General features: G+C 62.7%; 13 protein-coding genes and 1 tRNA gene. 6 read left to right on the forward strand and 8 right to left on the reverse strand.

Going from position 1 to position 12,983, the window contains the following annotated elements:
* Positions 1–2: 2 nt before the first annotated feature.
* From AC0L2Z_RS08245 to AC0L2Z_RS08265, 5 genes are all read right to left on the reverse strand, one after another.
* On the reverse strand, positions 3–779 hold the full coding sequence (locus AC0L2Z_RS08245) for an enoyl-CoA hydratase/isomerase family protein (RefSeq protein ID WP_473627477.1): 777 nt from the start codon (positions 777–779) through the stop codon (positions 3–5).
* Positions 772–2,373, reverse strand: a complete 1,602-nt coding sequence (locus AC0L2Z_RS08250; protein WP_473627478.1) for an acyl CoA:acetate/3-ketoacid CoA transferase — start codon at positions 2,371–2,373, stop codon at positions 772–774. Before AC0L2Z_RS08250 ends, AC0L2Z_RS08245 begins: the two co-directional genes overlap by 8 nt.
* On the reverse strand, positions 2,370–3,386 hold the full coding sequence (locus AC0L2Z_RS08255; RefSeq protein ID WP_473627479.1) for a Gfo/Idh/MocA family protein: 1,017 nt from the start codon (positions 3,384–3,386) through the stop codon (positions 2,370–2,372). Before AC0L2Z_RS08255 ends, AC0L2Z_RS08250 begins: the two co-directional genes overlap by 4 nt.
* Complete coding sequence (locus AC0L2Z_RS08260) at positions 3,383–4,426, reverse strand: LacI family DNA-binding transcriptional regulator (protein WP_473627481.1); 1,044 nt, start codon at positions 4,424–4,426, stop codon at positions 3,383–3,385. Before AC0L2Z_RS08260 ends, AC0L2Z_RS08255 begins: the two co-directional genes overlap by 4 nt.
* 68 nt (positions 4,427–4,494) lie before the next feature.
* A complete protein-coding gene (locus AC0L2Z_RS08265) occupies positions 4,495–4,674 on the reverse strand; it encodes a hypothetical protein (RefSeq protein WP_473627482.1) in 180 nt (59 codons plus the stop codon).
* Between AC0L2Z_RS08265 and AC0L2Z_RS08270 the strand changes: the two genes are divergently transcribed.
* Complete coding sequence (locus tag AC0L2Z_RS08270; RefSeq protein WP_473627484.1) at positions 4,667–5,821, forward strand: dihydrodipicolinate synthase family protein; 1,155 nt, start codon at positions 4,667–4,669, stop codon at positions 5,819–5,821. The genes AC0L2Z_RS08265 and AC0L2Z_RS08270 overlap by 8 nt on opposite strands.
* A 141-nt stretch (positions 5,822–5,962) precedes the next feature.
* Complete coding sequence (gene fcl / locus AC0L2Z_RS08275) at positions 5,963–6,925, forward strand: GDP-L-fucose synthase (RefSeq protein WP_473627486.1); 963 nt, start codon at positions 5,963–5,965, stop codon at positions 6,923–6,925.
* Between the two features lie 304 nt (positions 6,926–7,229).
* Here the strand turns inward: fcl and AC0L2Z_RS08280 are convergent.
* Together AC0L2Z_RS08280 and cpdR are read right to left on the reverse strand one after the other, a co-directional pair.
* Positions 7,230–7,304: transfer RNA gene (locus tag AC0L2Z_RS08280), tRNA-Val, on the reverse strand.
* Between the two features lie 118 nt (positions 7,305–7,422).
* Positions 7,423–7,785, reverse strand: a complete 363-nt coding sequence (gene cpdR / locus AC0L2Z_RS08285; protein WP_006199474.1) for a cell cycle two-component system response regulator CpdR — start codon at positions 7,783–7,785, stop codon at positions 7,423–7,425.
* 146 nt (positions 7,786–7,931) lie between these two features.
* On the opposite strand from cpdR, the gene AC0L2Z_RS08290 reads away from it, so the two are divergent.
* From AC0L2Z_RS08290 to AC0L2Z_RS08300, 3 genes are all read left to right on the forward strand, one after another.
* A complete protein-coding gene (locus AC0L2Z_RS08290) occupies positions 7,932–8,888 on the forward strand; it encodes an N-formylglutamate amidohydrolase (RefSeq protein WP_287175681.1) in 957 nt (318 codons plus the stop codon).
* A gap of 488 nt (positions 8,889–9,376) precedes the next feature.
* On the forward strand, positions 9,377–10,150 hold the full coding sequence (hisN, locus tag AC0L2Z_RS08295) for a histidinol-phosphatase (protein WP_473627487.1): 774 nt from the start codon (positions 9,377–9,379) through the stop codon (positions 10,148–10,150).
* 120 nt (positions 10,151–10,270) lie between these two features.
* Entirely contained in the window at positions 10,271–10,813 is a 543-nt protein-coding gene (locus AC0L2Z_RS08300) for a DUF1579 domain-containing protein (protein WP_287175678.1), read from the forward strand.
* A gap of 114 nt (positions 10,814–10,927) precedes the next feature.
* Here AC0L2Z_RS08300 and AC0L2Z_RS08305 read toward each other — a convergent pair whose 3' ends face one another.
* Positions 10,928–11,902, reverse strand: coding sequence for an alpha/beta fold hydrolase (locus AC0L2Z_RS08305; RefSeq protein WP_473627488.1), 975 nt, complete (start codon positions 11,900–11,902; stop codon positions 10,928–10,930).
* A gap of 561 nt (positions 11,903–12,463) precedes the next feature.
* Between AC0L2Z_RS08305 and AC0L2Z_RS08310 the strand changes: the two genes are divergently transcribed.
* Positions 12,464–12,928, forward strand: coding sequence for an Hsp20 family protein (locus AC0L2Z_RS08310; protein ID WP_077380347.1), 465 nt, complete (start codon positions 12,464–12,466; stop codon positions 12,926–12,928).
* The last annotated feature ends 55 nt before the right edge of the window (positions 12,929–12,983 follow it).

The following is a 12,983-nucleotide window of genomic DNA, read 5'->3' on the forward strand; positions in this document are numbered from 1 at the left end:
AACTACGATCTTGAAAACGTTGGTTTCTGCTTGGTCTTGAAGGCGTCGATGCCCGCCTTGAGGTCGCCGGTCAACGCGATGAAGCCGCTGGCCAACGCCTCTGTCGCGGCAGCACTGTCCTCGCCCTCGGCGATCGCGATCATCAGCTTGGCGGCCTCGGTTGCCAGCGGGCCGCGCTCGGCGATCTTGCAGGCCCAGGCCCTGGCCTCGGTGAATGCGTTGCCCGTTTCGACCACCCGGTCGACGATGCCCAGAACGAGTGCTTCGGCAGCCACGAACAGTTCTCCGCCAAGCGCCATGCGCCGCACCGTCTGGGCGCCGAAGCGGCGCACCGCGCGCTGCGTGCCGGACCAGCCGGGCACCACGCCGATCGAGGTTTCCGGAAAACCTAATTTCACCTGCGCCTCGGCGACGCGGAAGTCGCAGGCGACCGCCAGTTCCAGCCCGCCACCCAGTGCATGGCCGGACAGAACGGCGATCGTCGGCTGCCGCAACCGCGCCAGCCGATCGAAGACGCGGTGGCCGTAGCGAACCCATTGCACCTGGAAATCGGCGGCGCTCATTTGCGACCAGGCTCCGACGTCGCCGCCGGCGCAAAAGCCCTTCCCTTCGCCGCACAGCAGCACGACACGAACGCTGTCCGCAGCTTCCGCCGTATCGAGCGCGGCTTCCAGCGCGCGCAGCATCGGGATGTCGAGCGCGTTGAATTTTTCCGGCCGGCGCAGCGTGACGATGCCGAGGTCGCCGTCGGTTTCAAAGGTGACGAGACGCTCAGCCATGCGCGCCTCCAAGCGAGGCGCGGCCATTGAGCGACAGTCCGATCGGCCGGTCACGATAGAGAACGTCCGGCGTGACCTTCAGGTCGTTAGCGACGGCGAGCGGGAACTCGGCCTGCGCCAGCACGTCGCGCTCGAGGTTGATGCCGGGTGCCAGCTCCGTCACCATCAGCCCTGCAGGCGTCAGCTTCATGACGCAGCGCTCGGTGACATAGGTGATGTCCTGTCCTTGCGCGACTGCGCGCTTGCCGGAGAAGGAGATGTGCTCGACCTCGCCGACCACCTTCTTGACCTTGCCTTCCCCGTCGATACGGATGCCGCCATCGGCCAGCGACAGTTTGGCGCCGGCATTGAAGAAACCGGAAAAGACGATCTTCTTGGCCCGCGCGGTGATGTCGACAAAACCGCCGGCGCCGGCGGTGACATGCGGTCTGGCCGAAAGCTTCGACACATTGACCGAGCCATGGCGGTCGATCTGCAGGAAGGACAGCAGCGAGGCGTCGAAACCGCCGCCCTGGAAATAGATGAACTGGTGTGGCGAAGGCATGAACGCGTCGGCGTTCGACGAGCAGCCGAACTTGAAGTCGAGCAGCGGCACGCCGCCGACCGCGCCCTGTTCGATCACCCAGGTGACCTTGCCGTGCTGGCCTTCCTCGATAAGGATGCGCGGCACGTTGGCCGAGATGCCGAAACCGATATTGACGGCCATGCCGTCGGCAAGCTCCATGGCGACGCGGCGCGCGATGACCTTCTGGACGCTCATCTCGGCGTTGCGGAAAGTCGACAGCGGCCGGAAGATCTCACCCGAGATTGCCGGGTCGTAGGGTGTCAGCGTCGTCTGCAGCTGGTCGGGCGCCGCCACGATATGGTCGACCAGCACACCGGGCACGCGCACGTCATGCGGCTTCAGCGTGCCGTTCTCGACGACGCGCTTGACCTGCGCGATGACGATGCCGCCATTGTTGCGGGCGGCGAGCGCCTGCTCCAGCCCGCCGAGATAAGCGCCCTCGTGCTCGTAGGTGAGGTTGCCGCGCTCGTCGGCGGTGGTGGCGCGGATGATGGAGACATCAGGCACGATCGAGCGGAAATAGAGCCATTCCTCGCCGTCGAACTGCTGCACCGAAACGATCGGCTCGCTGGCCGCCGCATTCATGGCGCAGCCCTGATGACGCGGGTCGGCGAAGGTGTCGAGGCCGACCTTGGTCAGCACGCCGGGGCGCTTGGCAGCGGCCTCGCGATGCATGTCGAACAGGATGCCTGAGGGCACGTTGTAGGCGGCGACCGAATTGTCACCGATCATCTTCCAGATCTGCGGCGGTTCAGAGGATGAAGGGCCGGACGGATAGGAGCCGCACAGCGTGCGCTTCAACAGGCCGGGCTTGGCCAGATGGTCGATACCCCTGATGCCGTACATGTCGCCGGCGGCGATCGGGTGCAGCGTTGTGATGTTCTTCGGATGGCCTTCCGCGTCGAAGCGCTCGCCGATCGCGGCGAGCACCGCATCCGGGCAGCCGAGACCGCTCGACGACGACACCGAAACGACCATGCCGTCCATGATCAGGCTGGCGGCTTGCGCTGCGGAGACGAGTTTGCTCACGCTACGCCCCCGAGATTCGGATCGATCGCGACCGATTTTCCGGACTTCGCGGATTGCAACGCGGCTTCGGCTGATGTCAGCGACCAGACGCCGTCCTCGCCGGTGGCCGACGGCTGGCCTTCGCCACCGATCGCCGCATGGAACTGGCGCAGGGAACGGACATAGAGATCTTCGCGGTCGAAGCTCAATTCCTCCTCGCCCTTTGCCGTGCGCAGCAGCACAGAGCCGATCGGCTTCTGCGTCATCACATCTTTCGCGATCAGGGAGCCTTCGCTGCCATGCACCTCGAAGCCGGTGCCGGCGAATTTGGTGGTGAAGCCTTCATGCGACTGGGCGATGATGCCCGATCTGAAGCGCCAGATGCACATGGCGCCATCTTCCAGCCCGCCGCTGGCCATGCCTGCGGCCTGGGTGAACGCCGAAACTTCGAGCGGATCGTCGCCGAGCACGAAGCGCAGCGTGTCGGCATCGTGCACGGTGATATCGAGCACCACGCCGCCACCGGCTTCCGGCCTGGTTATGCGCCAGCCCTGCAGATTTTCGGGCAGATAGACCGAGTGGAAGACGCGCGCAGCAATCGGCTTGCCGATGCGGCCGTCGGCAATGGCTTCGCGCATCGCCCGGTGCGAGCCGGCATTGCGCAGATGATGGTTGGTGCCGAGCACGATGCCGGCCGCCTTGGCGGCGGCGACCATCTTCCGTGCATCGGCGCTGGTCAGAGCCAGCGGCTTTTCGCACAACACATGTTTTCCCGCGGTGATGGCGGCTAGTGCCTGTTCGAGATGCAATTCGTTGGTGGTCGAGATGTAGACGGCGTCGATGTCGGAGCTGAGCAATGCATCGAGCGTCGAGACGGCGAGCGCAATGCCGTTCTCCTTGGCATAGGTCGTAGCGCGTTCCGGGTTGGAACTCATCACCGCCGCGATTTCCCCGTCGGCCTGAGCGCGGGTGGCGTTGATCATGAATTGCCTGGCGATCGTGCTTGCGCCGATCAGTCCCCATCTGACGGTCATGCCGCGTCTCCCATTCCGGCACGGCGATCAGGACCGCAACTGTCCCTGACGACGAGGTTGACGGCGCCGATATGATCCTCGGCGCGCGTGGTGCGCGACTGGATCATCTTCAGCATGACATGGGCGGCGCGCTCGCCGAGGCCCGCCGAATCCACTGCGACACTGGTCAGCGCCGGCATGTAGTGCTGGGCTTCGATCACGTCGTCGAAGCCGACAATGGCGAAATCCGCGCCGGGCTCGAGGCCGCGCTTGCGCAGCGCCAGCATGACTCCGAAGGCGACCGCATCGTTGAAGCACAGCGCCGCGCTCGGCGGCTCGGCCATGGCGAGGGCCGTCTCCAGGCAGGCAATGCCGCCCTTGCGGCTGGTTTCGCCTTCGACGACCAGTGTATCGCGCTTGGCGATGCCGAGCCCCTCGCAGGCCTCGCGAAAACCGCCCAGCCGCTCGTGATAGACCACCAGATCCGATGAGCCGCCGAAGAACGCCAGCCGGCGATGCCCTTTGCCGATCAGATGGGCGGTGGCGAGCCAGGCGCCGCGATGATTGTCGGGCGCTATCACCGGGATGCGGCTTTCAGGAAGCCGGCGCATCGTGAAGACGATCGGAAGGCCCGCCATCTCGATGCGACGGAACGCACCGGGAGTCGTGCCGCGCGCCGGCGACACGATCAGCCCGGCGACACCTTGCTCCATCAGCGATTTCAGCACCTCTTCCTGGCGCACCGGGTTTTCCGCCGTGTTGGCGATGAACGGCACGATGCCCGCCGACTGGAACACACGCTCCATGCCGACCGCCATTTCGGCGAAGAACGGGTTGGTAAGGTCGTTGATGACCATGCCGATGACGTTGGAATGGGCCTTGCGCAGATTGGCGGCGCCGCGGTTGTAGACATAGCCGACATCCTCGATCGCCTTGCGAACCTTCAGCGCAGTCTCAGGTCGGATCAGCCCGCTGCCCTGCAGCACCAGCGACACCGTCGACTTGGACACGCCCGCCTCACGGGCAATGTCGAGTATCGTCGCCTTGGGCCTGCTGGCCATTCAGATACGTCCTCCGGTGTTTTCCGGCCGAATTTATTGGAACGTTCTAATTCTGAGCTGGATTTGAGTCAATCAGGATTTTTCCAGAATTCGAAAATCTGGCAATCGGCGCGCTTAAATGCCGCTGTTGAACGGCCTTCTTCGCTGCGATGCAGCATTCTGGGGTATAGATCGAGAATCCACAAAGGTCCTTGATTTGTTGGAACGTTCCATTTAATAGCGCGACGAAGGGAGAGATCGATGGACATTGCCTTGCCCGGGGAGGGCGGTCGCAGCACTCGCTACCGCCTTGTCGGCCAGCCGGCACAGCCGGTGATCGGCGCGCGGTTTTCGCGCATCGCCTATGCCGCCGCCCATGTCGTTGCCGATCCCCTCGCGATGACCGATCCGTGGTCTCATCCTGCGGTCGACTGGGAGCGCACGATGGCGTTCCGCCATCATCTGTGGCGGCTCGGCTTCCGCATCGCCGAGGCGATGGATACCGCGCAGCGCGGCATGGGTTTCGACTGGACAAACGCCAGGGAATTGATCCGCCGCTCGATCGCCGAGGCGCGAACCGTCGAGGGCGCCGACCTCGCCTCAGGTGCCGGAACAGATCATCTGGCGCCAGGCGCCGCCAGGACGCTTGACGATGTCGTCGCGGCCTATGAGGAGCAGTTCGATTTCATCGAAGGTCTGGGCGGCAAGGCGATCATGATGGCCAGCCGCGCGCTGGCGGCGGTAGCAAAGGGTCCGGAAGACTATGCCAGCGTCTATGACCGCATCCTTCGCCAAGCCTCCGGCAAGGTCATCCTGCACTGGCTGGGCGACATGTTCGATCCGGCGCTGAAGAACTATTGGGGCAGCCATGATTTCGACACTGCGCTCGATACGGTCGTCGCCATCATCGAACGCCACCCCGGCAAGGTCGAGGGGATCAAGATATCGCTGCTCGATGCCGGCAAAGAGGTTGCCCTGCGCAACCGGCTGCCGGAAGGGGTGGTCATGTTCACCGGCGACGACTTCAACTATCCCGAGCTGATCGCCGGCGACGGCGAAAGACACTCGCATGCGCTGCTCGGGATTTTCGACGCCATCGCGCCGGTCGCCAATGCCGCGCTGGCGAAACTGGCCGCTGGCGACCGCTCAGGCTATGACGCGCTGATGGCGCCGACGGTACCTCTGTCGCGGAAAATCTTCGAGGCGCCGACCGAATACTACAAGGCCGGTATCGTCTTGCTGGCGTGGTTGAACGGCCACCAGGACCATTTTTTGATGATCGGCGGCATGCAATCGGCACGCGGCATTTGCCACTATGCCGATGTGTTCCGCCTTGCCGACCAAGCCGGATTGCTGGTCGACCCGGCGCTTGCCATCGCCAGAATGGAGAACCTGTGCGCCGTGGCGGGTGTCTGACCGCCACCACAAGAAGAGCTCGCCCGAATCTCCGATTTGCCTTGTCTCGGCAAATCTGTATGCGCTATGCGTCCGACGCAGGACCATCCGGCACGCCGACGCAAGATGGTCATAGCGGCCGTTCTGCATAGGGATACGCCAATGGATTTCGACCTAAGGGGCAAGCGCGTTTTCGTGGCCGGGCATCGCGGCATGGTCGGCTCGGCCATATTGCGCAGGCTGGCGGACGAGGACTGCGAGGTCCTGACCGCATCCCGCGATGAACTCGACCTGATGGACCAGGCCGGCGTGCGGCGCTGGATGGCTGGCCACAGGCCGGACGCGGTGGTGATGGCAGCGGCCAAGGTCGGCGGTATCCTGGCAAACAACAGGTTGCCGGTCGATTTTCTGCAGGACAATCTCATCATGCAGACCAATGTCATCGAGAGCGCCTTCCGCAACGAAGTGCAGAAATTGCTGTTTCTCGGTTCGTCCTGCATCTATCCGAAGTTTGCGGCGCAGCCGATCTCCGAGGATGCCTTGCTGACCGGTCCGCTCGAACCGACCAACGAATGGTATGCGATCGCCAAGATCGCTGGGCTGAAACTGTGCCAGGCCTATCGGCGCCAATACGGTGTCGAGTACATCTCGGCGATGCCGACCAATCTCTATGGCCCCGGCGACAATTTCGACCTCTCCATCAGCCATGTCGTGCCAGCCCTGATGCGCAAGGCGCACAAGGCCAAGCGCGCCGGCGACAAAACCCTGGAGGTCTGGGGATCGGGCACGCCGATGCGCGAGTTCCTGCATGTCGACGACGCCGCCGACGCTCTGGTCTGGCTGCTGAAAAACTATGCCGGCGACAGCCACGTCAATGTCGGCTCGGGCGAAGACATCACCATTGCCGAACTGGCCCGCACCATGCTCTCCGTCGTCGGCGCCGAGGCGGTGCTCACATTCGATGCGACGAAGCCGGACGGCACGCCGCGCAAGCTGATGGACGTGTCGCGCCTGTTTGCCACGGGTTGGCGCCCGCGGTACTCGCTTCAGAGTGGCTTGGAGCAGACCTATGCCTGGTTTCTCCAGCATATCGAGACGGGCGATCTCCGCCTCGGTGCGGCCTGATCTCAATCGACGCTGATTGCTGCCACCAGACATGACGGCTTGGGCGGCCGTCTGTTGGCCGTGTCCAATGCAAAGCCGCTCGCCGACATGTTAAATGCCGTTTCGGATGCACCTGGAAGAGCGATGCCTCCAACGGACACCAGATTTCATATCGTCGATGTAGCCGAAAAGATATTCTCAGCCGACTTGAATTGAGAAGCTTGGCTGGGGCCCAGCTTGGCATTCTCAAAAATACGGCATTCACGCGGTCCAGCCTGGACGCACCCGTAAATCTGCGGGTACGAGAGACGGCGGATTGTCTGGATGGTGGGCGTGACAGGGATTGAACCTGTGACCCCTGCAATGTCAATGCAGTGCTCTCCCGCTGAGCTACACGCCCATCCGAAGCCGCGCATACACCATTTTTGCCACGGCGCGTCAATAGCAGGAAAAGGGAAAGAAAGCTTCGTCTTGCCGCACCGTCGAAGGCGCGCCGGAAGCCGGCGGCGGAAAACGTGTCAGGCTGCCTGCAGCATCTTTTCGACCTCGTTGACGAGGTCGCGCAGATGGAACGGCTTCGACAGCACCTTGGCGTCTTTCGGCGCCTTGGAATCCGGATTGAGCGCAACGGCGGCGAAGCCGGTGATGAACATGACCTTGAGGTCGGGATCGATCTCGGTGGCGCGTCTAGCGAGTTCTATGCCGTCCATCTCCGGCATCACGATGTCGGTCAAGAGCAGCGAGAAAGGCTCTTCGCGCAGCCGCTCATAGGCGCTGGCGCCATTGTCGAAATCGCTGACCTGGTAGCCGGCACGCTCCAGCGCCTTGACGAGGAACCGGCGCATGTCGTCGTCGTCTTCCGCCAGCAGAATGCGTGCCATCTTATCCCGTCCGAATCACCCGCCCGAGACTGCCGTGCGGCAGCCCGTTAACCATCCTGTATATGAGGAGGCGAGGGTAAACATCAAGTGAACGATAAAGGCCCGACCGGCCTTAACAAAGCGGTCCGGACGCCGAAACGCTGGACATGCGGCCGGCGAGGTGGCACCTTTCCAACCATGATGCATTGGTGTTTCCGGATTCGTTCAAATTGAAAACGGCAGCCGAGGATTTTTCGGTCGTTCCCCCCTTCGAAATCCGGTCGGGCGCCGAACAGCGCGTCCCCTTCCTCTTCAACTCACCGCATAGCGGCCGTCACTATCCGGACCGGTTCCTGGCGATGGCAAGGCTGGACCGAAACGCCATCCGCCGCTCCGAAGATTGCTATGTCGACGAATTGTTCGGCGGCGCCGTCGCGCTCGGCGCGCCGATGCTGGCGGCAAACTTCCCGCGCGCCTATCTCGACGTCAACCGGGAGCCGTGGGAACTCGATCCGCGCATGTTCGCCGAACCCGTGCCGTCGTTCTGCAACATCCGCTCGGCGCGCGTCGCCGGCGGGCTTGGCACCGTGCCCAAGCTGGTGGGAGAGGGGCTCGAAATCTATGCCGGCCGCTTGCCGCTGGCGGAAGCCGTCGGGCGCATCGAGGCCGTCTACAAACCTTATCACGAGACGCTGAAACGGCTTTTGACCAGGACCCATGCGCGGTTCGGCTTTGCCGTGCTGATCGATTGCCACTCGATGCCGGCGAGCATCAGGGTCGGCGACAGCGGTGTCAGGCCCGACTTCATCGTCGGCGACCGTTTCGGCATCTCCGCTGCGGCAGCGTTGACCGAGACGGCGATCGGCCTGCTTATCGGCATGGGCTATACCGTCGCCCATAACAAGCCTTATGCCGGAGGCTTTATCACCGAGCATTATGGCCGCCCGGTGCGCCACCTCCATGCACTGCAGATCGAGGTCAATCGCGGGCTTTACATGAACGAGCGGACGTTCCAGAAATCCGCCGGCTTCGATGCGCTCGCCGACGATCTGGCGCAATTCTCGGCCGACCTGATGGCGATGCCCGACCACAATTTTATCGATCTGCCGCTCGCCGCCGAATGATGCCGAAAATCGAAAATGAGGTTTTGCGCCGGATATGAGATCTTGCGCCAGATGAAGGCGTCGGGGTGCGGGTCGGGGACGCGCAATCGGCTGAGTGCCGCGCCGAAAAAAAGACCGCATCGTTTGCACGACACGGTCGAAGTCTAGGGAGGAAACGCCCAAGGAGGGCATGGACAGGAGAACCTGTCCGAGAACAAATCTATTGTGCGATGCACAAATGTCAAGCCGCCGTGCGGCGTTTTTAATTCACTATGATGTGGAAACTGCGTTTCGAGGGCGTCAGCGTTGCATTCGAGCAACAGTTGTCGATGCGCAAAAGTCCCGCACGCCCTTGTTTTGGCGGAAATCCACAGGCAAGCGATGGTTCCAGCACGCTAAAGCGGGTCGCGTTTGACCGGACGACGCGCTTTAGGTTGTTGTTTTATGCACGTCGTTATCGCAAAACCGCTGCACACTTTTGCGCGACATGCATTACGCGGGAGAATCAGTTGGACATCAGCATCGATTTCATGCGGCGCATTGCGGATGCCGCCGCAGCCGAAACCTTGCCGCGCTTCCGCAGCCAGGGCGCAGTCGCCAACAAGGAGCAAGGCAGCTTCGACCCGGTCACCGAGGCCGACCGCGAGGCTGAGCGGGTTATCCGCGCGCTCATATCAGCGGAATATCCCGATCACGGCATTCTCGGCGAGGAGCATGGCAGCGAGAACATGTCCAGCAGGCATGTCTGGGTGATCGATCCGATCGACGGCACCCGCGCCTTCATTTCCGGCCTGCCGGTGTGGGGAACGTTGGTCGGGCTGACTGTCGACGGCGATGCCGTTGCCGGCATGATGTCGCAGCCCTTCACCGGCGAGCTTTTCTACGCCAACGCGTCCGGCGCCCATTATGAAGGCCCGGGCGGACCGCGACGGCTGACGACACGCAAGACGACTAGCCTCGCCGAGGCGACGCTGTTCACCACCACGCCGGCACTGTTCAAGGGAGACGCGCGCCTGCGCTACGACGTGTTCGAGCGGCAGGTCCAGCTCGCCCGCTACGGCACCGACTGCTATGCCTTCGCCATGGTCGCGGCGGGAAGCGTCGACATCGTCGCCGACCCCGGTCTGAAACCCTACGATATCGTCGCGCTGATCCCGATCATCGAGAAGGCAGGCGGCGTCGTCACCACCTTCGAGGGCGGACCGGCGGAAAGGGGCGGCGACATCCTGGCTGCGGCGACGCCGGAGCTTCATGCTGCCGCGATGGCGGCGTTGCGTGGCTGAACAGGGTGGGCAGCTGACCATTGCGGACTGAGGGGCTCACGGCGACGACAACCCAATGCTCCTGACGGCAGGGTGTCAGCAGCTCTCGGCTATGGAGACAATGCCACGGGAGGGAGTCTCATGCCGACGCAATCAACAACCAGCCGTTCCGAAGATGCTCCAGTAGAAAATGCGCCGGCAGAAAATGCCCTGGGAGATGGGCGGGCCGATTTCGATTTCTTCTTCGGCCGCTGGAACGTCAGCCATCGAAGGTTGCAGGAGCGCCTGCAAGGCGACACGAACTGGGACGTGTTTGGCGGGACATGCGAGGTGCGCCCGATCCTTGGCGGGCTCGGCAATGTCGACGACAATGTGATTGAATTGCCCGGCGGCGCCTATCGCGCCGCCACACTGCGGACCTTCGATCCGGCGACGAGACAATGGTCGATCTGGTGGATCGACGGCCGCAATCCGGCGACCATCGATATTCCGATGCGCGGCGCCTTCCAAGCAGGCGTCGGCACGTTCCTATGTGAAGACGTTTTTGACGGACGCGCTATCCAGGTTCGCTTCCTGTGGTCGCGGATCACTGAAAAATCGGCGCGCTGGGAGCAGGCTTTTTCAGCGGATGGCGGCAAGACCTGGGAGACCAACTGGATCATGGATTTCACCCGGCAAGTGTAGCCGACGATCGACCTGGCAGGCATTTGTTCAAGCCAAGTCATTCTTTCAAGCCAAGTCATGGATTTCAATGATTTGGAGCGGTCTTTTGCGCGTCCGGAGGAGCACGGCACTCAATCAGGAGTTGTCATCGCTTCCCGGAATGAAGGCATCGAAGGCGGCAAAGAACTGCTCGCGATAGAAGTCGGCTTCCTGCAATATTTCATGGCGTGCACCATCGATCATCAGCAGTGAACCGAGACGCAGGCGTCTGGTGTAGGTTTCCACCGCTTTAGTCGAGACGACCTGGTCGGCGCCGGCGGCGACCACCAGCAAGGGAACCCGGATCCTGGCCATGAAGTCGGGATCGCTGATGACCTCGGAGGCCTGCGCCGCCGCTTTCAGCCAGCGGATCGTCGGGCCGCCGAGCGCCAGCTGCGGGTAGGTTTCGTAGAGCAGCGTGTTGCGCCGATACCGCTCGGGATCCGATGTCACCTTGTTGACGGCAAAGGGTATGGTTTTTCTGGGCCGCGGACCCCAGGCGGCGTAAAGCTTGCCAAGGCCCAGCAGACAGAACAGCGAGCAGAGGCGGCGAACGGTGGCTGTCGAGACCGGCAGGTCGGGCACCGCCAGGAAGGGCGCGATCAGCACCATGCGCCGTACGCGGTTCACCATCGACGGCCCGGCAAGCAGCGTGATCACCGCCCCGGCCGAATGGGCCAATATGTAATACGGCCCCCGGCAGTCGGGCAACACGATCTCCTCGAAGAACTGTTCCAGGTCGCCGGTGTAGTCGAAGAAACTGCGGACATAGCCGCGCTCGCGATCGCTGATCAGCCGGTCGGAACCGCCCTGGCCGCGCCAGTCAAAGGTGGCGACGCCAAAGCCGCGGTCGGCGAGGTTGCGGATGGTCTCGAAATATTTTTCGATGCACTCGTTGCGGCCGGTCAAGAGGACCACGGTGCCCTTCATCGGGCGGGCAACGGCGGCAAAGAGGCCATAACGGATCTTCTTGCCGTCGCGCGTGGTGAAGAAACCACCGGCCGCATTTTCCGGCAGCGGATTGCCCGGAATTTCGCGGAAGAGGGGAATTTTGTCGAGGAGGTCCGTCATTCGGCGCTGCGTTTTATGTGTCGCTGCCTGCATGGCGCAAGCTGTGGTAGGCATAGACGCCCCATGCAGCAAAAGCAAAGGGCAGCAAAAGCAAAGGAATTCCGGACGCGTTGGAAAGGCTGAACGAGCCAGCCGGCGAGTGAGGCCGAAAGCAGCTTGCGGCATGCTTCCGGCCCCCCGTCGATCCGGGAGGAAGGGACGTTACACCCGGTCGGCCCCGTTGCGGCATCTCGCGCATAACCGCGAAAACCGCAGCCGATTTCGCCGTGAATCATGCGCAATCAAAGTGTTACAGCTTCCTTTTGCATGTCCGAGAGGACGCGCGACGCCGTAACCGCCGCCTGTTCCTTGATCCTGGAAGCAGTCTAGCGCGACTTAGCTGAACGTCCGCCGAAGTCGCGGTTCATCTGCCGTTCACCGAGGCGGCAGAATCTTGAAATGCCTTCTCGTGCTCCCCAAATGTCTGTTGCGGCCGCCAATGTCGGGGCCGCTGGCCCATCCGGAACGCCGTCACGGGTTTCGCACCGGCCACACGTTTGTTGCTCAACAGGAGAACACACTATGCGTCACGTTGATTTTTCCCCGCTTTATCGTTCGACCGTCGGTTTCGACCGGCTATTCACCATGCTCGATTCGCTTGCGCAGCCCGAAGGTGCACAGACCTATCCGCCCTACAACATCGAGCGCACCGGTGAGGATTCCTATCGCATCTCGATGGCGGTCGCCGGCTTCTCGGACGATGAGCTCTCGATCGAGGCTCACCGCAACGTTCTGACAGTCAAGGGTGAGCGCAAGGAGGGCAATGGCGAAGGCTCCGAACTGCTCTATCGCGGTATCGCCAGCCGGGCCTTTGAGCGCCGCTTCCAGCTTGCCGACCATGTTGACGTCGTCGGCGCCTCGCTGAAGAACGGCCTGCTCTTCGTCGACCTCAAGCGCAATATTCCCGAGGAGCTGAAGCCGCGCAAGATCGCGATCTCCGCGTCTTCGGCGAAGGCCAAGCAGATCGAGGCCAAGACCGCCGCGTAAGCTGCGTCACAAAGACGACCTAACAGACGAGGGCGGCGCCTGGCGCCGCCCTTTT

The sequence above is a fragment of the Mesorhizobium sp. WSM4850 genome (genome assembly GCF_055811735.1).

What these genes read in the sequence shown, in the direction of transcription:
- AC0L2Z_RS08300 (WP_287175678.1), top strand. Translation starts at nt 10,271, where the DNA reads ATGCCGACGCAATCAACAACCAGCCGTTCCGAAGATGCTCCAGTAGAA.
- AC0L2Z_RS08245 (WP_473627477.1), bottom strand. Translation starts at nt 779, where the DNA reads ATGGCTGAGCGTCTCGTCACCTTTGAAACCGACGGCGACCTCGGCATC.
- AC0L2Z_RS08270 (WP_473627484.1), top strand. Translation starts at nt 4,667, where the DNA reads ATGGACATTGCCTTGCCCGGGGAGGGCGGTCGCAGCACTCGCTACCGC.
- AC0L2Z_RS08290 (WP_287175681.1), top strand. Translation starts at nt 7,932, where the DNA reads ATGCGGCCGGCGAGGTGGCACCTTTCCAACCATGATGCATTGGTGTTT.
- AC0L2Z_RS08305 (WP_473627488.1), bottom strand. Translation starts at nt 11,902, where the DNA reads ATGACGGACCTCCTCGACAAAATTCCCCTCTTCCGCGAAATTCCGGGC.
- cpdR (WP_006199474.1), bottom strand. Translation starts at nt 7,785, where the DNA reads ATGGCACGCATTCTGCTGGCGGAAGACGACGACGACATGCGCCGGTTC.
- fcl (WP_473627486.1), top strand. Translation starts at nt 5,963, where the DNA reads ATGGATTTCGACCTAAGGGGCAAGCGCGTTTTCGTGGCCGGGCATCGC.
- AC0L2Z_RS08310 (WP_077380347.1), top strand. Translation starts at nt 12,464, where the DNA reads ATGCGTCACGTTGATTTTTCCCCGCTTTATCGTTCGACCGTCGGTTTC.
- AC0L2Z_RS08255 (WP_473627479.1), bottom strand. Translation starts at nt 3,386, where the DNA reads ATGACCGTCAGATGGGGACTGATCGGCGCAAGCACGATCGCCAGGCAA.
- AC0L2Z_RS08265 (WP_473627482.1), bottom strand. Translation starts at nt 4,674, where the DNA reads ATGTCCATCGATCTCTCCCTTCGTCGCGCTATTAAATGGAACGTTCCA.
- AC0L2Z_RS08260 (WP_473627481.1), bottom strand. Translation starts at nt 4,426, where the DNA reads ATGGCCAGCAGGCCCAAGGCGACGATACTCGACATTGCCCGTGAGGCG.